At 45.4% G+C, this 16,976-nt stretch carries 20 protein-coding genes and 3 tRNA genes; 2 read left to right on the top strand and 21 right to left on the bottom strand.

Annotated features, from left to right (window positions below):
- From M0R33_RS09740 to M0R33_RS09705, 9 genes are all read right to left on the bottom strand, one after another.
- Window positions 1–833, bottom strand: an 833-nt coding sequence (locus M0R33_RS09740) for a hypothetical protein (protein WP_292568240.1), incomplete at its 3' end; no start/stop codon positions are given.
- Window positions 834–883: 50 nt separating this feature from the next.
- Window positions 884–2,332: an oligosaccharide flippase family protein gene (locus tag M0R33_RS09735; protein ID WP_292568238.1), complete on the bottom strand. Its 1,449-nt coding sequence runs from the start codon at window positions 2,330–2,332 to the stop codon at window positions 884–886.
- A gap of 42 nt (window positions 2,333–2,374) precedes the next feature.
- Complete coding sequence (locus M0R33_RS09730; RefSeq protein ID WP_292568236.1) at window positions 2,375–3,247, bottom strand: hypothetical protein; 873 nt, start codon at window positions 3,245–3,247, stop codon at window positions 2,375–2,377.
- A 57-nt stretch (window positions 3,248–3,304) separates the two neighbouring features.
- Entirely contained in the window at window positions 3,305–4,534 is a 1,230-nt protein-coding gene (locus M0R33_RS09725) for a glycosyltransferase family 4 protein (RefSeq protein ID WP_292568235.1), read from the bottom strand.
- 436 nt (window positions 4,535–4,970) lie between these two features.
- Entirely contained in the window at window positions 4,971–5,165 is a 195-nt protein-coding gene (locus M0R33_RS24405) for a type II toxin-antitoxin system RelE/ParE family toxin (protein ID WP_366043504.1), read from the bottom strand.
- A gap of 866 nt (window positions 5,166–6,031) precedes the next feature.
- Window positions 6,032–6,544: a GNAT family N-acetyltransferase gene (locus tag M0R33_RS09720; RefSeq protein ID WP_292568233.1), complete on the bottom strand. Its 513-nt coding sequence runs from the start codon at window positions 6,542–6,544 to the stop codon at window positions 6,032–6,034.
- Window positions 6,541–6,828: a DUF1778 domain-containing protein gene (locus M0R33_RS09715; RefSeq protein WP_292568231.1), complete on the bottom strand. Its 288-nt coding sequence runs from the start codon at window positions 6,826–6,828 to the stop codon at window positions 6,541–6,543. Before M0R33_RS09715 ends, M0R33_RS09720 begins: the two co-directional genes overlap by 4 nt.
- A gap of 685 nt (window positions 6,829–7,513) precedes the next feature.
- Window positions 7,514–7,777, bottom strand: coding sequence for a hypothetical protein (locus tag M0R33_RS09710; RefSeq protein ID WP_292568229.1), 264 nt, complete (start codon window positions 7,775–7,777; stop codon window positions 7,514–7,516).
- Window positions 7,778–8,118: 341 nt separating this feature from the next.
- The gene (locus M0R33_RS09705; protein WP_292568227.1) at window positions 8,119–8,556 is read right to left on the bottom strand and encodes an autotransporter outer membrane beta-barrel domain-containing protein; all 438 of its coding nucleotides are present in this window, start codon (window positions 8,554–8,556) and stop codon (window positions 8,119–8,121) included.
- Here M0R33_RS09705 and M0R33_RS09700 point away from each other — a divergent pair.
- Window positions 8,543–8,743, top strand: a complete 201-nt coding sequence (locus M0R33_RS09700; RefSeq protein ID WP_292568225.1) for a hypothetical protein — start codon at window positions 8,543–8,545, stop codon at window positions 8,741–8,743. The two genes, M0R33_RS09705 and M0R33_RS09700, sit on opposite strands and share 14 nt — an antisense overlap.
- Window positions 8,744–8,936: 193 nt before the next feature.
- Here M0R33_RS09700 and M0R33_RS09695 read toward each other — a convergent pair whose 3' ends face one another.
- From M0R33_RS09695 to M0R33_RS09685, 3 genes are read right to left on the bottom strand one after another with little or no spacing between them, the layout of a single operon-like run.
- Window positions 8,937–9,155, bottom strand: coding sequence for a hypothetical protein (locus M0R33_RS09695; protein ID WP_292568223.1), 219 nt, complete (start codon window positions 9,153–9,155; stop codon window positions 8,937–8,939).
- Window positions 9,152–9,340 carry a ribbon-helix-helix domain-containing protein gene (locus M0R33_RS09690; RefSeq protein WP_292568221.1) on the bottom strand — a complete coding sequence of 63 codons (189 nt, stop codon included), beginning with the start codon at window positions 9,338–9,340 and terminating at the stop codon, window positions 9,152–9,154. Before M0R33_RS09690 ends, M0R33_RS09695 begins: the two co-directional genes overlap by 4 nt.
- Window positions 9,341–9,369: 29 nt before the next feature.
- Window positions 9,370–9,807, bottom strand: a complete 438-nt coding sequence (locus M0R33_RS09685; protein ID WP_292568219.1) for a hypothetical protein — start codon at window positions 9,805–9,807, stop codon at window positions 9,370–9,372.
- Between the two features lie 428 nt (window positions 9,808–10,235).
- On the opposite strand from M0R33_RS09685, the gene M0R33_RS09680 reads away from it, so the two are divergent.
- Window positions 10,236–11,234: a tyrosine-type recombinase/integrase gene (locus tag M0R33_RS09680; RefSeq protein ID WP_292568216.1), complete on the top strand. Its 999-nt coding sequence runs from the start codon at window positions 10,236–10,238 to the stop codon at window positions 11,232–11,234.
- Between the two features lie 432 nt (window positions 11,235–11,666).
- Here the strand turns inward: M0R33_RS09680 and M0R33_RS09675 are convergent, their stop codons facing one another.
- From M0R33_RS09675 to M0R33_RS09635, 9 genes are all read right to left on the bottom strand, one after another.
- On the bottom strand, window positions 11,667–11,900 hold the full coding sequence (locus tag M0R33_RS09675) for a hypothetical protein (protein ID WP_292568214.1): 234 nt from the start codon (window positions 11,898–11,900) through the stop codon (window positions 11,667–11,669).
- A gap of 36 nt (window positions 11,901–11,936) precedes the next feature.
- Window positions 11,937–12,012: transfer RNA gene (locus tag M0R33_RS09670), tRNA-His, on the bottom strand.
- Window positions 12,013–12,033: 21 nt separating this feature from the next.
- A tRNA-Arg gene (locus tag M0R33_RS09665) sits at window positions 12,034–12,110 on the bottom strand.
- A 6-nt stretch (window positions 12,111–12,116) separates the two neighbouring features.
- Window positions 12,117–12,193 (bottom strand) — tRNA-Pro (locus M0R33_RS09660).
- A gap of 391 nt (window positions 12,194–12,584) precedes the next feature.
- Window positions 12,585–13,403, bottom strand: coding sequence for a 2,3,4,5-tetrahydropyridine-2,6-dicarboxylate N-succinyltransferase (gene dapD, locus M0R33_RS09655; protein ID WP_292568212.1), 819 nt, complete (start codon window positions 13,401–13,403; stop codon window positions 12,585–12,587).
- Window positions 13,404–13,504: 101 nt separating this feature from the next.
- Window positions 13,505–14,707: a succinyldiaminopimelate transaminase gene (gene dapC / locus M0R33_RS09650; protein ID WP_292568210.1), complete on the bottom strand. Its 1,203-nt coding sequence runs from the start codon at window positions 14,705–14,707 to the stop codon at window positions 13,505–13,507.
- Window positions 14,707–15,492 carry a M48 family metallopeptidase gene (locus M0R33_RS09645; protein ID WP_292568208.1) on the bottom strand — a complete coding sequence of 262 codons (786 nt, stop codon included), beginning with the start codon at window positions 15,490–15,492 and terminating at the stop codon, window positions 14,707–14,709. The genes dapC and M0R33_RS09645 overlap by 1 nt, the downstream gene beginning before the upstream one ends.
- A 96-nt stretch (window positions 15,493–15,588) precedes the next feature.
- Entirely contained in the window at window positions 15,589–16,083 is a 495-nt protein-coding gene (locus M0R33_RS09640; RefSeq protein ID WP_292568206.1) for a CinA family protein, read from the bottom strand.
- Between the two features lie 7 nt (window positions 16,084–16,090).
- On the bottom strand, window positions 16,091–16,669 hold the full coding sequence (locus tag M0R33_RS09635; RefSeq protein ID WP_292568204.1) for a DUF502 domain-containing protein: 579 nt from the start codon (window positions 16,667–16,669) through the stop codon (window positions 16,091–16,093).
- Window positions 16,670–16,976: the final 307 nt, after the last annotated feature.

Genomic DNA, 16,976 nt, shown 5'->3' with positions numbered 1-16,976 from the left:
ATAGGGAGTTTAACAACAAATACATTCGCCATAAAACTTAAAAAAACCGCAACAGCAGCAGTCCTCGCTTGAGTGAGTATTATAAGATATATTAGAATAGATATTAAAAGCATATCGATCGATAAAAGTCCCTTCTTATAAAACATAAACCGCCCGATAAAAAAACTGACTAATGGTGCCAAAAATACTCCCATTGCCTGTGGATGGGCTAATATGCCTTGAAACCCCAGACCATTGAGATTATATGCAATATCGTGATTAAATAAAGTAAATAAAGAAAGAAATACAACGGCAAACATAATAGAAAATATCCAGACTGTTACATCACGTATTTGTTTGACATTTAGTTTATTGAGTATACTTATCACAGCTAAAGCTGAAAGCAAAAACGAAATAATCTTTAAAAAAGATATCCATACCGAACCACTCGTTATTCCAGATAACAATAAAGCACAAACTGAAAATATAATTACTGGCATCAACTGGTTTGCAACATGCCTCATACCCCAGGGAATGTATAATATCGATGATAATAATAGTATTCCCAAGCTAAAAATAGAAAGATTGGGAGCAAGGATAGCTACAGCAGGGTTCATAAATCTAATTAAAATTAATAATGTAATTGCTTGTATAGTTCTCTGCGGGCCAAAAAATACCATGCATATGCAACAGGAAGCTACAACAAGCGAAACAACAGAGCTTAAGCATACACCAACAAATATAGTAATCTGAAGCAAAAAATAAAGAATAAAAGTTTTTCTTTCTGCATGTTGATCGTTACTAACTGCCTTGTTTTGTAACATCGGATCAATATTGTAAAATTTAATAATCATATAAACCTTAACTACATACCGGATCACTACAAAACAAATTTGAAGACGCGCTAGGCATTCTTTGCAAACCTTGTTGTTAAGTTTTTCCCAACATGCATATACCTATTTAGCAATAAAATGTAAAAACAAACAGCTAACAAAATTAAGCCATAGAATGCATATAAATTCATCTCATCAACATAAAACACATCAAAATAAAGCAACATTCCAGATACCAAAGAAAATGGTATGAATAACATTCCAATATCTATATAACAAAATTTACCGCAGACCTTTTCGACGGCGTAAAAACACACCAACATCAAAAAGAAGTTACGAAACAAAAACATATTTAAAGCTACTCGCGGCATACTTAAATAGTCAATTACCATCCAAATAGAGCACACTTCAACCACAATTGAAGCAGCTAATAAATAAAATCTGTTCTTCCAAAACCCGGCGGAGGCCAATATTTCATAAAGTGTATTTACAAGAATACCGGATGGTATGATCAGACATAGTATTCGAACAAAAACAATCGACTCATTCCACTTACCTTTCCAAATTACATCGGTTAACGTCGGCAATATTAAATACCCAAAAATACCTATCAACGCACCAATACTATATGAAACAATTATGCTTTTTAGAACTGCGTTCTTGTATTTTAACGAATTATCTAACAAACCAGATAAACTAGGAAAAACAATACTTTTAACCGTGCCATTTATCAGAGCTATTGGGCTATTTATTATCTGAACCGCGAAAAAGTACACACCAATTACAGAGGAAGAAAAATAAGAACCTAGAATAAAATATTGAACATTGTTTGATAAATTAAAAGCAAAATTACTTGCAATAACCCAAATTGAGTTATTTAAAATATCCAGGATCTTAACATCATTGAATTTTGCAAATTTTGGCCAACTTCTGACAAAATAAAACGCAGAAATTGCGCCAATTAAGGGCTGCATAGCCAACGGCACCAATAAACTAAATATACCAAAGCCAAGTAGTGCAAGCATTATTGTCAAAAAATGCTTGCTCAATATCGTAATCAAATTGGCTATAGATATTTCGCGAAAGTCTTTTTGAATAGACAACTTTGCTATCAATATCGGCCCTGGCGTTGCGAACAGATAACCGAATGCTAACACAATAAGAAGCACTGTTAGTTTAGGTTCGCCATAATATGTAGCTATATTTTCTGATAAGGCTAAAAACAAAACGCAAATAAGCACATTAAACATAAGTGAAAAAGTTGCTATACGTGGAGCTAAATTTATATATTCACGTCCACGCTGAACAATTATCTGGTCTGTCCCTCCGTTTCTCATGCAAGTGAATACACTTGCAATAGATAATGTGATAGCGAACAAACCATATTCTTCCTTAAGCAGAACCCAACCTAACACAATCTGAGTAATAACCCCACCAACTCTAGCCAAAATACTCGCCCCTGTGAAGTACAAAGTACTAGAAGCTATTGATTTTTTCCTCAACGATCCCCCATAAAACACTATGATTTAATGCCTGATACATCTATCAATTTCAAAAACTCATCATTCCCTATTATATTTCCCTGGAAAGTTGTCCCGAACGAAGTCTTTAGTTTCAATCCACCACGGCATTGATTCAACCCAATTTCCTTTACTTCCAAGCGCTCCGTTCCAAATGACAAAACCATCTGCGCTATCTTTTAAGAACTCCATCTGCATTCTCCAATAACTTACCGGTAATTCTCTATTTCCATACTTATGTTCTACTGACATTTCGCTGTAATTTGGCCATATAAAAGGAATAACCTTTCTGCCATTTGCGATTTCTTTAGCTTTTGCTAGCACCAGTATCGCCTTAGCTTTCCATTCTTCAGGATTTTCATCATGGGTATATAAGCTTGGATACAGCACATCGACAGATTCTACAAGTGACTTTCTGAATTCATTTTCATCGAACCATTTGCTCAGCAGCTTTTGTGAACTAATAATATCCCTGTGAGCCCAAGCGGGAACCACCCCAAAGTAACCAAACTTATGACCTGGATGAGCCATCCGTAACTCATCTAATGTATTAGAATATCTATTGATAACTTCCTTTTTTTGGCTATTACTTTTCCTTCCCCAATTTTTAAACCAATGTTCTATGTCTAGTATCACAACACCTGAATTATCTGTTAATACAATAGCTGAAATTTTATTTAAATTTTGCTTACTTATATCATCTCTAGTTTCTTTAGGCCCATAGATTTGTTGCTCATATATAATGGTTGACTTTGAAAAGCCGTATTTCGAAAAATCAGGAGTATTTTTATATCCCGTATGAATAAACATTTCGAACGCGTGACAATCAAACGCCACCAGTAGCAGCGCGCAAATTATTAATCTACTAGAAGCCTTCATATTACAACCACCTTTTCTGGCCACGCCAAAATACATTAGTTACCTAAATATATCTAATTTATAAAAACGATAACTCAATTATTGGTTATACTTTTATATCTTAAATATGCAATTAAATTCATTTATAGCTCTTAACTTAGAAAATCTTAAATCAAATAAATTTCTTATTTTGTTTTCTTGTGGCTTTTGCATAGCTCGATTTTGTTCCTTTGTAATGGCTACAATTATTTGACCTACATCGCCTTGTTTAATAACATCACCACACATCTCAAACTGAATTATTTTCGCCAGCTCACCTTGTAAATCGCCAATAAATATCACCGGGCGCCCCACCGCCAATATTCCATAAAACTTACTCGGCACTATCAGGCTTTCCAATTCCGGTTTTAAGCTAATCAAATGTACATCCGCAACGGACAAACTCTCGGAAAGCGTTTCGCGCGGTTGGTAGGGTTTAAAAAGGACATTGGTCAGGCCTTTTTCAACACACTCCTGCTGCACTTGCGGCAGTTGTGCGCCGCCGCCTATCAGCAAAAACACAATGTCTTCTCGCTCTTTCAAAGCCGCGGCTGCATCCAGTATGGTTGAAAAATCATGACTGCGCCCGAGATTGCCGGAATAGCCGACCACGAATTTACCTTGCAAGCCCCATGCCGCGCGTAACGGATTTTGGTCATGGGGAATCGGCTTGAGCTGCTCGCCATCCGCCCAGTTGTGAATTACGGTAATCTTGGTATTGGGGATGCCTTCCCTGCGTAAGCGTTCGGCCATTAATTCGCCTATGACTACATTCATTTTGGCTTGTAGCAAGGTTTTGTTTCTGATGGCTTTTAATAGCTTAAAAGGCAAGCCCCTTGCTAGTTTTACACCCAATTCCGCCGCCACTTCCGGAAACAAGTCTTGCAACCAATTCACCAGCTGCGCGCGTTTCAATTTAGCGACTAGCGCGGCGACGACCGAGATCAGCGGTGGGTCGGTTTTGGCAATCAGTGTATCGCCGGCTTTTGTCAGCTTGATTAAGGTGGCGAAAGACGAGACATAAAAGCTCAGGTAGTCGAATGCACGGCCCACCAGATTTTGCCGGCCAAATCGGGTGGTTACGACTCTGTGGACATGCACGTTTTGGATGACTTCGCAGGCCGGCAGTTGGGCCGAGGCATCGTCGTAGCGCTGGCGACTGGTAACGATGTGTATCGCGTGATCCACGCTATCTTTGGCCAACCCAAACGCCAAATCCGTAAGCATTTGGCTGGTAGCGGAGTGATCAGGGTAAAAATAGCGGTTAATGAATATCAGCTTTCGTGGCTGGCTTTGCATGGTCATTTAAACATTATCCTTTGCTTGAGTTACGGCTTTATGTCGATGGCTCGACGACCCTACTTGGTGCATCCTTGCCGACCCAGTATAGCAAGATATAGGGATTATGTTTGCACCCAGAATAGTCGAAGGCGCCTTTTATATATTTTTCCGCACAGACAACCTACTCTATCCGGCACGAGTTTCACGGCTCAAACCAATTTTGACGCTTGACGGATTAGGCGCATCCGGCTTCTTTCTTTCGAATATGAAACTATTCTGCGCATAGCACAACAGGGTCTTTTGGCTACTTCCGCTACGTTGCCCTACTATGCTTATCATACTTCATATTTCTGCTTTAAATTCTCCTCTCCCTAACCCTCTCCAGCAGGAGAGGGAATTGAGGAGCCGAAATTTGCTACCCCCATCCGTACAGAACGACCTGATTAGCAAAATACTTCAGCTAAAGAATTCGAACCATCAAAATATGATTCGATTTGGCGAAATGAATAATCAGATGTTTTTGGTGCGGATGAAACCGCGTTGGCGGGTTAAATTCTGTGCGCTGCCGATATAAGTAAGGGTTATCCGCCAGAAATGCCAATTTCTGTTTTAAGGCTTGTTGGTACTGCTCGGCTTTGGCTTCGCCGTAGTTCAAATACCCCTAGCGATAAATGTCGGTTGAGTCTTTTTCCGCTTCCTTGGAAAAATATAGCGACTCATCAGGCATCGTTTTTCAAACTGTTACGAGCGGCCTGAATAATGGCGTCAATCGATAGATCACTTTCGCCGTTTTGTAAGTCTATGGTGATCGCTTCTTGCAACGTTTGTATTTTGTTTCGTTTTTTTTTGATCCTGCCGAATTAAATCCCGCACGTAATCGCTCGAATTCGCATACGTGCCGGTTTCCACTTGAAACTGCACCCAGTCTTTCATCGGATCGGGAATTGAAATGCTCATGGTCGCCATTTTCATTTTTTACACGAGTCGGAAAAATTGCTGAACAAAACGCCCCAAACGAGGACATTAAATTTGTTCGCTTTTGGTTTCACGACTTGAAAAGAAAAGGCATCAGTGACACAACTGGAGACAAAAGAAGCTTCTGGAGATAGATCCTAGCCTGTAACGAGGGACTACGATGTTACGCCAGATATGGTTGGGCCGACGGGAAAACAGAAATAGCTTTCGCCAGAAAAATTTATTATGCTGTTTTTAACTCTGAAAACCTGCTGACAATCAACAAGTTATTGGGGTGAACGATGGGGCTCGAACCCACGACAACCGGAATCACAATTAGGCCTGTTTTATTTATTAATTAATGACTTAATCAGTTCATTTGTCATCAGAATTTTGAGGCTAAATTGAGCTATTGACGACCCCCAAAAAATCAAAATTTGATCAAAAGTATTGATCGGTCTCGAAGATTTTGACTTCACAGGGTGTTCCCTTCATTTGATGGTTGATCAAGGCCCTTTGCCACTCAGCACACAAGGAGCCGGCGGTATAAACGCTATAAATGAGTTCTCAGTCAGGTTCAGTCAAAATCTCCCGAACTGTCTCTAACGTCATCATCAAGGTGATTGCTTGCAAAGGTGACTCCACAAATCCCTGTGAAAGATAAAATTGTTTGGCTTGTTCGGACAGAGCATGAACCAATATAGCCGATACTCCCGCATCCCCCGAGACGTTGACTGCCCGTATCATTGCGTCGCGCAACAGCGCTTTGCCAATCCCTTGGTTATGATAACGCTTGTCGACAGCCAGTCGACCGAGCAGCAAGACCGGCAAAGGATTGGGCATGTTACGTCTCATGGCTTTGGGCGAAGCCTCATGACTGATTGCACCGGCAGACAGGCAGTAGTAAGCAACAACGTCCACGCCAGCAATTACTACAAAGCAACGGGAAGCCCCTGCCCTATGGTTTTTGAGGGCACGTTTTTTTAGCCAATCATTCAGCGACATATCCCCGCAATCAAAATCCACCAACCGATGATCTGACGTGATCGGTCCTGGGGGCGACAGTTCTAGAACAGTCATTTTTCCCAAGGCGCTTTTGTCTTAATTAACTGGCGAAGCTTATCGGTGGGCGGTAAGGGTTGGTCGAGCAACGCTTGAAATTGTGCAAATGTGCCGTCATCCACTGTGAAAAATGCCTGATCCAACAGTATATCTTCTGCCGCACGACAGGCGGCTTCCAACATAAAGTCTGATCGACTGCGGCCTAGACGCTCAGCGGCTTGATCGATGATATCGCGCTGCCTGGCCTTGGCACGGATATTGATGGAAACAGGAGTCGTTTCTCTAGTTTGCATTTGTTTCATGTTCATACTCCGCTTTACTCAAGATCAGCATATAAATTTGTGTAGAAAAATGCAACACAAAAAACGAAATAGTCATCTCGTTAGTCTTCCATACCGGAATGATAAGAGCTCCAAAACACAAAGTTATCGTTACGCTTTACACGTCGAGATCGGCCACAACCTGCCGGTCAAGGCGACTTTTCAATTTCAATAGTTGAGGTATCCAATGACCTACTCGGATGTCCGGTTTTCGGCGAGCAAAATGACATTATCACTGCCCGGCCACGACCAGTCGATCAGGAAATTCAGGGTAATGTCTGGAAGAAGCCTCAAAAACCCCATTCAACATTTCACAGTAATCCGCCGCATTTATAACGACGTCTCCAGCTGCAAGTTAAATGACGCGTTCAAACCTTAAAATCGATTGTCAGCCGCGAACAATCAGTGCGTGCTTGGAGGAATATATGCCATGCATTCGGTTCTCAGTTCCAACAATAACGCTGTAGAAGACAATTGTTACAAGAAGTTCACCGTGTTGAGGGTGTCTTTCTAGAGACCAGGTCTTTATGAAGGCACCTCCATCAGCCATCAATACCACCATCTGGGACGCACTCACAGAGCGCGAATCCTGGAGTCGCACCAGCCCATCTATAGTTGATGTCGCGATGGTAATTAACGCTCCTATGCCGGGAACAAGGCTTGCAGGTCAAAGTATCCATGGGATGCCGCCTCGTTCGGATTGTCCCTGGAATATTCCTGCATAGGTTTTTGCGGTAGCCTTGTTCAACATATATCTATCGACTACGAGTTTCTTGTCAAAAGAAAGTTTATTGCATTCTGCCATATGTAACACGGCAGAGATTTTTCCTTGGGACACCAATCCCTCTAGGTTCAATCCTGTTTTTGGAAACACCACACTTAACTGAGGCGAGAAAAGTAAAGGATCATTTTGTTCAAAGTAACCAGTCATTTGCAATCCTCCGCATAAGATCAAAAGCAATTAATACCTCAGTACGTCTTTGCTGAACGTTTGGGTTCTTATCAAAGCATCCAAACATACCAGAGCCTAATGGCAGACGAACGCAGTGGCGCTCAATTACCAGCTAAACACAACACCCGACATCGCAGAACACGGCATTTTTGAAGTCTTCAGATCGGCCGCATTCTGCGTCAAAAATGGCGAAGCTTTCGAAATTTGGACCTGAGTTCGAATACCCTTTAACAATACAGCCCTCGTCTGATCGAACAATGGCGCACCTAATTCAGCGATCTGGATACGCTCCTGAAGACGTTGAAGACAAACAATCAGTTTTATAATCCTAATCGAATCCCAACGGTGCCAATATAATTGTCGAAGTATGCGTGTCCGAGCAAAGTTTCAAAGTTGGCAAAAGCCTGCCAACCGTTCGGCAGCACGGCGACTATACCGGTACCCAAATCTCGGTCAGGTTTGTCGGTTTGAAAACTGAACGTGGTTGGAATCGGCCGATTATCGTGGGCAAACTGTACGTATATCGACCGTTGGCCATTGTCGTATTCGTGCGTCCAATCGGCATTCAATTGGGGCACCAATACGCCCCAGTTTGTACTGATGGCATATGACGCCAGCACACCGATAGTGGACTGTACCGAGGTTATACGGTCGTTCATGAAGCGCAGTTCCAACCCGGTATCTCCCTGTTCGGTATAACTGCCCGTGGCGACGCGCCGGTAACGCACTGTTGCACGCGGCCCGATGGGACGAATCACTGTTGCTACAAAAAAAGCAGCTGAAGATATGGGTATTAATTGGATACCCTTCACTTTTCATGATTTAAAAAGGAAAGGTGTGAGCGATACCACAGGCAACAAACAGGATGCCAGTGGGCACAGAAGCGCTGCAATGTTGAATGTTTATGATGTCAAAATGAAGACGGTAAAGCCATCGAATGAGTGATTATTTGTCACCAGCTAGGACAAATGATGCAAATAACTTTTATTAAGTTATTGAATTTATTGGGGTGAACGATGGGGCTCGAACCCACGACAACCGGAATCACAATCCGTTTTGAATTAGACATTTTCTTCAATTCCTCTTATATTTCAATTAGATAAAAACTCATTAAGCCACTATAAGCAACTTAAAACTACTATATTGTTGACGATTGGTTGACACTTTTAAGCTTTACACCTCCCGGTTTACGTACCTTCTCAAATTCAGAACACACTAAATCAAACTGTTTATTCAACACCGACAGAACCGACGCAACATTGCCAGAATCGCAGTTATTACCACTGGCCAGAACCTGAAGATCATCATAGGCTTGCCGCAACTCTTCTAAATCATTAGCCACTTCTAACATGGTCATTTAACACACTCCAAATAATACTTGATCGCCAAGCGTATTAAAGCGCTTACGGTGCGCTCTTCCCGTTCCGCCCTTTCGGTTAGGGCTTGAATCAAATCATCATCCAACGCCACGGAAGTGACTTGTTTTGCCGGTTTCTTGCCTTTGCCACGGCCTTTAGGTTTTGTCGGTTGTTTTTCAGTCATGGCTTATTATATCTTATTAAGTTTTAGTGTCAATTATTATCTTTAGCCAATTGTACAAATTCGCCACCAGAAGGCTGAACCAAAAAAAGCTGTTTAAGCTTAACAACACGCTCATCCATATTCTCCGGCAACGCTAACACCTTTTGCACATACTTACCCAACGCTTCCGCCTCGATTGAGGACGGGATACGCTTGTTAAACAAATCCAAAGCCAGCGCCAGACCCTCATCATCATGAACGAACGCGAAGGACTGGCAGAATTGAAACTCCTCCCCACGCTCGAACCCATCAGTAAACCCCTTTCTATAACCTTGCCAATACTCAGAGGCTTGATTCTGCCCCTCCAAAGCCTGCTTAAGCGATTGGTCAATCACTTCAAACTTTTTCAGAAAATTCCGCACCTCATCAACCTTACTCTCAGGAACCCGAACGAGAACCGTTTTCTCACCAAATTTGCTCTTTCTCATAAAAAACCTTATTTATCAATACGTTAAATTGTTACAGTAACAAATGAAAACTCTAACGAAAACGCCAAAAAAATGCGTCTTTTCGCTTTTTCCATGTTGGGCAAAGTAGCCCAACACTAGCCTTAACGTCTAGTACTATGGTTTTATTAAGATGTGTTACAGGGACATCTAAAAGCCGGCCTGAAAACAGGCCGGCTTTCCAGCCCTTTAAACAATCTCTCCAAAACCCAATACAAGACCGCGCGCCGAATATATGCCCCTCTTTACTTAATGTCAAATAGTTATTTTTAGTATTTTTTATTAACTTTTAGTTGATTGTAATCAAACAAGGTGCTATAGTGGTTTATAGTTAAAAATCAGCAATTTCTGACAATTCCCTAACTTTGTGACATCGGTCACGTTACCAACCACCCAAAGCCGCAAGAACCATGACAATTAAAAAAACCGAAGCCGGCTGGCTGGTCGACATTCAACCAGGCGGACGAGGCTGCAAACGTTATCGAAAAACTCTAGGCACCAAAGCCGAGGCTTTGCGCTGGGAAGCGTTTGTGACCAACAAGTCGATTAAAACGCCGGACTGGGAGCCCAACAAGAAGGATACACGCCGCCTTAACGAGTTGTTGCAGGTTTGGTACGACCACCACGGGAAGACGCTCAAGGCGCACCACGACACGTACAACCGCCTTTGTTTGATCAGCCAGCGGCTGAACAACCCGTATGCCTACACAATCACCCCGGAATTGTTCAGCGAATACCGCAAACAGCGGCTTGCTGACGGCTTGACCGCTAATGGTGTTAACCGTGAGCATGCTTACCTGCGGAGCGCGTTTAACGAGCTGATACGGCTTGGAAAATGGCAAGGGGAAAACCCAATTGCTAAGGTCAAGTTGATGAAGATCGACGAGCACGAGCTTAGCTTTCTGACTTCGGTTGAGATTGGCCGATTAATGGCCGCCGTTGATGAATCGTTAAGCACTGATTTGCGCCTGGTCGTTTCAATATGCTTGGCAACCGGCGCTAGATGGTCAGAAGCGGTGAATCTTAAACGCCAGAATGTGAGGAATAGCTTGGTTTACTTTGTCGGTACGAAAAGCGGGAAGAACCGAGCAGTTCCAATACCTGAAGCGTTGGAATGCGCTATTTTGAGCCATCCTGATGCCAGTAAAGGTCGGTTGTTTTCCGATCCAATTAAGGCTTTTCGAAATGCGATTGATAAGGCTGGAATCGTCTTACCGCGCGGTCAATCGTCGCATATTTTACGGCATACGTTCGCATCCCATTTTATGATGAATGGCGGCAACATATTGACTTTACAGAAGATTTTAGGCCATCACAGCCTTGATATGACTATTCGATATGCACATTTAGCACCGGAACACCTGGAAGAAGCCAGAGTATTAAGCCCTTATTCTAAATGTGTTTTGTGATGATTTAGTGTTTTTTAATATGTTTTATTGTCTTTTGGGCGAACCCTAAAGGGCCGGGCTTTCCGTTCCAATCAACATCGAGTCACGGCAACAAGCCCTAATCAAAAAATGCTATTCCGCTTTGCTCCATAGATTTTTTGCTAAGGGCTTGTAAGCGGTGACTAGATGCCGATTTCCACTCCAATCCCTTTCGCAAAACCGCTCCCTCACTCTGGCTCAAGGCTCCCCATTGTTTCGGGCGGGGAGCCTCTCGCCGTGCGTTGCGGTCGATTTTCGGCAGATTTCCACGTCCATACAAGCCTGTCAAGCGGCCGCTCCGCTAGTCCGCTTGACAGGCTTGTATGGAACGCGAAATCGAACGCCGCGACCGAACGACGGCGAGAGGCTCCCCACCCGAAACACCCAATACAATCCCCCAGGGTAAGAAGCGGTTTAACACCCAGACTTCTCCGGGAAATTCGCATCTAGCACACGCTTTAAGAGCTCCGAAGCAAATGCATAGCCAGACATGCCCCTTTTAGCCGCTTGAACTTCTAAACGCGCATAGTACGGGTAAGGAAGGGCCGTTCTGAATTGTCTTGGCTTGACCGATGGCGCCGTTGATACTGCGGGAAATCCAGTTAACTCGAAATTTTGTTGACTATTGGTTGACGATTGTTCAGACATGACAACCCCCTTTTGCAGGTAAGTTGTTGATTTTAATGGGGTGAACGATGGGGCTCGAACCCACGACAACCGGAATCACAATCCGGGGCTCTACCAACTGAGCTACGCTCACCATAATGATGAATTTTTGCGATGGCACGCTTGGCAGGACTCGAACCTGCGACCCTCGGCTTAGAAGGCCGATGCTCTATCCAGCTGAGCTACAAGCGCAAATCGTGGTCGGGGTAGAGAGATTCGAACTCCCGACATTCTGCTCCCAAAGCAGACGCGCTACCAGACTGCGCTATACCCCGATATGACCTTCTATTTCGAGGCAGTTACGCCGCCCCGTGATGAGATGCGCATGTTAAAGCATGAAACCGATTGAGTCAAACACTTTTTCACAATTGTTACATTTTTTTAAGCCATGCTCGCCAAGGGAAGATTATTGGCCAAAACGTGTCGCAAATAGACCGTCATTCAGCGCAAGCCACAACCGACCCTCTCGGTAACTGCTTCCGCGTTGCTCTCTACTTACAGCCCTATAGGCTTCCAGCGGGAGAGGATGGAATCAGGAAAATACAACGCCAGAAGAAAGCCTATTTTGACCGCCCTCATCCCAGCCTTCTCCCGGCGGGAGAAGGGGGGGGCGAAACCGGCCGCGCCGAACAGTTACGAAAAGGTTAACCAAAACATCTCTAATGATTAATCCCGCAATAATTCGTTAATGCCGGTTTTACTGCGGGTTTTCTCATCCACTTGCTTGATAATCACCGCGCAATACAGGCTGTGGCTGCCGTCCTTGGATGGCAGGTTGCCGGACACCACCACGGAACCGGCAGGAATGCGGCCATAGCTGATTTCGCCGGTCATGCGGTTGAAGATTTTGGTGCTTTGACCGATGTAGACTCCCATCGATACCACGCAGTTATCTTCCACAATCACGCCTTCGACGATTTCCGAACGGGCGCCAATAAAGCAGTTGTCGCCGATGATGGTCGGATTGGCTTGCAGCGGCTCTAATACGCCACCGATGCCCACGCCGCCGGACAAATGCACGTTTTTACCAATTTGCGCGCAGGAACCCACGGTTACCCAGGTATCCACCATGGTGCCGCTATCGACATAGGCGCCAATATTGACGTAAGACGGCATCAAAATCGCGCCGGGCGCCACGTAAGAACCGTAACGGGCCACGGCATTCGGCACCACGCGCACGCCGGCTTTAGCGAAATCGTCTTCGCTGTATTGGCCGAACTTGGTCGGCACTTTGTCGTAATAGCGCACATCGCCGCTTTCGATGACTTTATTTTCATTGATACGGAACGACAACAACACGGCTTTTTTCAGCCACTGATTGGCCACCCAATCGCCGTCTTTTTTCTCGGCGACACGGGCTTGTCCCTTGTCCAGCATTTCCAGCGCGTCGTCCACTGCTGTGCGGATTTCGGCTGAAACACTAGTAGGACTGATGTCTGCTCGGTTTTCAAAGGCGTCGTTAATTATGGTTTCCAGATTTGACATGGTTTTTCTTAAGATTTAAGGATTAAACAAATGCAGGATGCGCCGGGGCAAGGAGGCGCATCGTCTTCGCGTTCGATGCGCCTCGCGTTGTTCAGCAGATCCTACGCGGTGTTTTCATTGAGAAAAGTTTTGATGCGTTGCGCGGCTTCGACACACTCTTCCAGCGACGCCACCAGCGCAATGCGGACATGATTGGCGCCGGGATTTATGCCGTCGCTGTCGCGGGACAAATAACTACCCGGTAATACCGTTATGTTTTGTTGCGCAAACAATTGCAGTGCGAATTCGGTATCCGGCAGCGAGGTTTTCAACCAGATATAAAAACTGGCCGGCGGCCGGCTGATTTCACAAACATCCTGCAAAATTTCGATAAATGCCGTGAATTTGTCCCGATACAGCTGACGATTCTGCTGAACATGCGTTTCATCCCGCCATGCAGCAATGCTGGCATATTGGGTAGTGACCGGCATCGGACAACCGTGGTAAGTGCGATATTTTAGAAACTGCCGCACAATTTCCGCATCGCCCGCCACAAAACCGGAGCGCAAGCCCGGTGCATTTGAACGCTTGGAAAGGCTTTGAAAAATCAGGCAATTTTTAAAATCGATAAGGCCGGCCTGATAGGCGCTTTGCAGTAAACCGCGCGGCGGAAGCGCTTCGTCGCCGTACAGTTCGGTATAACATTCGTCCGAGGCAATCACAAAATCATAGCGGGCCGCCAGTTCCAGCAGCTTCTCATGATGAGCCTGCGTCAATACCGTACCGGTGGGATTGCCGGGCGAACAAATAAAAATCAATTGGCAGCGCCGCCAAATTGCTTCCGGCACGCTATCGAAATTCGGCAGATACCCGTCGGCTTCCAGGGTGTTCAAATAATACGGCTCGGCTCCAGCCAACAAGGCCGCACCTTCGTATATTTGGTAAAACGGATTGGGCATGATGACCACCGGCTTGTCGCGCGGATCGATCACCGCCTGCACAATCGCAAACAAGGCTTCGCGAGTACCGTTGACCGGCAATACCTGAGTATCCGCATCGATATATTCGGCGGGTATTGCAAAGCGGCGGCTTATCCAGTCTGCCATCGTCTGCCGCAATTCCGGCAAGCCTTTGGTGGTTGGATACTGCGTCAATCCCTGCAAATGCCGCACCAGAGCCTCTTGAATAAACGGCGGCGTGGCATGTTTGGGCTCGCCGATCGACAAGGCAATGTGAACCTTGTCTGCCGGGGGCGCAATACCTTGTTTTAATGTGGCCAGCTTTTCGAACGGGTAAGGATGCAGTAACTGTAAATGCGGATTCATTATTTAGCGCAATGCGGTTGTTTACCCATACTCCAGGCTTGTTGCTGTAACTGGAGAGCGTGGTTCATGTGTTGGTTGAGATTATCGATACGACTGCTGTGCGATGGATGCGTCGACATGAATTCGATCGGCTGGCCGCCTTGCGCCGCTTGCTCCATTTTTAGCCACAGATTGATACTCTGACGCGGGTCAAAGCCGGCCTTCGCCATTAAATCCAAGCCTATGGTATCCGCTTCGGTTTCGTGAATACGGCTATATGGCAAAATCACCCCATATTGTGCCCCTACCCCCAGCAAGCCCAATGCTGTCTGCCCCAACGCCGTTTGCGGCTGGGAGACGGCCTGCACCATGCTCAAGCCGGTACTGACAGCTGTTTCCTGCGACAAGCGCTCGTTGCTGTGCCGCGATAATACGTGACCGATTTCATGCCCGATCACCGCTGCCAGCTGATCCTGGTTATCCACTAAATTGATCAATCCGGAATGTACGCCGATTTTATTGCCGGGCAAGGCAAAGGCGTTTAACGTGTCGTCTTCAAACACCACCACTTCCCACTGCCCGCCCACTTCGCGCGTAAGACTATAGGCCACGCACTGGGCAAACTGGCTAAAACGCGGATTTTGACTAACCGGGTTTTTGCTTTTCATGCTGTCAAAAGCTTGCAAACCCATTTGATTGACCTGATTGTCCGGCATGAAGATGAACTGTGATCTGCCGGTCGGACTGGTCACGCAAGCATTCATCGTCATGGCGATGACGGCCGTAAGTAACGTTTTTTTCAACATGGCGACATTATCTACATAGTGAACTAAAACAGCATTTTAACGTAATTGCCGTAGCGGGACTAAACCCTTTTTCCGTCCGAGCAATCGCCGGCCGAATTATTTTTCGGCACCGACCAGACGATAAGCCTGCTGCAAACAAAACAGCACCACTTGCCGCCGCACTGCCAGCCGATCTCCGGAAAATTGTTGCTTAACGCAATGGCTCGGCTGCCCACGTACTTGCCAAGCAATAAACACGGTACCGACCGGCTTTTCACCGGTGCCGCCATCCGGGCCGGCAATGCCGGTTACAGCCATGGCCAAATCGGCCAAGCTATTCGCCAAAGCCCCCTCCACCATCTCCAACGCCGTTTCTTCACTCACTGCGCCTTTTGCATTCAGAGTTGCTTGGCTGACGCCCAGCATATCGACCTTGGCTGCATTGCTGTAGCTGACAAATCCACGGTCAAACCAGACGGAACTGCCCGGCACATCGGTTATCGTTTTAGCGATGCCTCCGCCGGTGCAGGACTCTGCCAAGGCTAACTGCCAAGCACGCTTTTGCAGCCTGGAACCCAACAATACCGCCGATTCATAAAGCGCCCGATCCATCGACAACTCAACCGGGTAACTTGTTTGCTTCGTCCGACTTTTCGTAGTCCGAACCGACGCTAATGATAAAGCTGGTGACCTGCTCGATACTCATGGCCGATTTAATGATTTTCGATTGATGCACAATAATCGCAAAACCGGATGTCGGGTTGGGCGAAGTGGGCACAAACAACACGTAGCGGTCTTCGACTTTATTCGTCACATACGCCGGCACCCACAAACCGTCTTTCGGGTATTCAACGTAAACCACCTCGCGCGGCTCCTGCAGCTCGTGCCCGGCTATCATTTGTACCAGTTTTTTGGTGACCCGATATATAGTACTTAGAATAGGAATACGGCAAACCAGTGTTTCAAACGAGGCTATGATGGAAAACCGCCCCAAGCTGACGCGATGGCCGATATAGGTAATCAGCATAAAACTGAACCCGAACAGCAAAAATGTCACAAAATAGTTATCCGAATAGCCGTAGACAAATTGGAACAGATCGGTAAATCGATCTTTTACAAATAAAATAATTTGCAAAATCACCACTACCGGAATCAATGCCAGGATACCGATCAAGGTGTAGTTGAGTAACTTCTTCATGCGCTTTCCCTTTTTAGTTATTGTTACTGGAAGTAAAAATTATCCACTGAAAATATCAGCCTGTCTGCAGAAAAATCACATAACCTCCCCCCTATTTAAACACCCGCTAACAGAGCGGCCCAAGCGGCCTTTTCGGCTCACCCATCTTGACGGAACCGCGACCGACATCCGCTGTCGAGCCGTTGTAACAGTTGCATATGAAATAACGGTTACTCTCGCCGGCTAACGCCGCCATACCTTTGGCGCATCAAATTTCGGCGCCTTGATTCATGCGGGAGTGGTTGAAGGGAATTTAACAGCTAGGCAG

Source organism: Methylomonas sp., from assembly GCF_023228165.1.
Classification (GTDB): domain Bacteria; phylum Pseudomonadota; class Gammaproteobacteria; order Methylococcales; family Methylomonadaceae; genus Methylomonas.
The sequence above is the reverse complement of the archived record's forward strand: the minus strand, read 5'-3'. Positions and strand labels throughout refer to the sequence as shown.

What these genes read in the sequence shown, in the direction of transcription:
- M0R33_RS09730 (WP_292568236.1), bottom strand. Translation starts at nt 3,247, where the DNA reads ATGTATTTTGGCGTGGCCAGAAAAGGTGGTTGTAATATGAAGGCTTCT.
- M0R33_RS09725 (WP_292568235.1), bottom strand. Translation starts at nt 4,534, where the DNA reads ATGACCATGCAAAGCCAGCCACGAAAGCTGATATTCATTAACCGCTAT.
- M0R33_RS09720 (WP_292568233.1), bottom strand. Translation starts at nt 6,544, where the DNA reads ATGACTGTTCTAGAACTGTCGCCCCCAGGACCGATCACGTCAGATCAT.
- M0R33_RS09715 (WP_292568231.1), bottom strand. Translation starts at nt 6,828, where the DNA reads ATGAAACAAATGCAAACTAGAGAAACGACTCCTGTTTCCATCAATATC.
- M0R33_RS09710 (WP_292568229.1), bottom strand. Translation starts at nt 7,777, where the DNA reads ATGACTGGTTACTTTGAACAAAATGATCCTTTACTTTTCTCGCCTCAG.
- M0R33_RS09700 (WP_292568225.1), top strand. Translation starts at nt 8,543, where the DNA reads ATGGGACGAATCACTGTTGCTACAAAAAAAGCAGCTGAAGATATGGGT.
- M0R33_RS09695 (WP_292568223.1), bottom strand. Translation starts at nt 9,155, where the DNA reads ATGACCATGTTAGAAGTGGCTAATGATTTAGAAGAGTTGCGGCAAGCC.
- M0R33_RS09690 (WP_292568221.1), bottom strand. Translation starts at nt 9,340, where the DNA reads ATGACTGAAAAACAACCGACAAAACCTAAAGGCCGTGGCAAAGGCAAG.
- M0R33_RS09685 (WP_292568219.1), bottom strand. Translation starts at nt 9,807, where the DNA reads ATGAGAAAGAGCAAATTTGGTGAGAAAACGGTTCTCGTTCGGGTTCCT.
- M0R33_RS09680 (WP_292568216.1), top strand. Translation starts at nt 10,236, where the DNA reads ATGACAATTAAAAAAACCGAAGCCGGCTGGCTGGTCGACATTCAACCA.
- M0R33_RS09675 (WP_292568214.1), bottom strand. Translation starts at nt 11,900, where the DNA reads ATGTCTGAACAATCGTCAACCAATAGTCAACAAAATTTCGAGTTAACT.
- dapD (WP_292568212.1), bottom strand. Translation starts at nt 13,403, where the DNA reads ATGTCAAATCTGGAAACCATAATTAACGACGCCTTTGAAAACCGAGCA.
- dapC (WP_292568210.1), bottom strand. Translation starts at nt 14,707, where the DNA reads ATGAATCCGCATTTACAGTTACTGCATCCTTACCCGTTCGAAAAGCTG.
- M0R33_RS09645 (WP_292568208.1), bottom strand. Translation starts at nt 15,492, where the DNA reads ATGTTGAAAAAAACGTTACTTACGGCCGTCATCGCCATGACGATGAAT.
- M0R33_RS09640 (WP_292568206.1), bottom strand. Translation starts at nt 16,083, where the DNA reads ATGGATCGGGCGCTTTATGAATCGGCGGTATTGTTGGGTTCCAGGCTG.
- M0R33_RS09635 (WP_292568204.1), bottom strand. Translation starts at nt 16,669, where the DNA reads ATGAAGAAGTTACTCAACTACACCTTGATCGGTATCCTGGCATTGATT.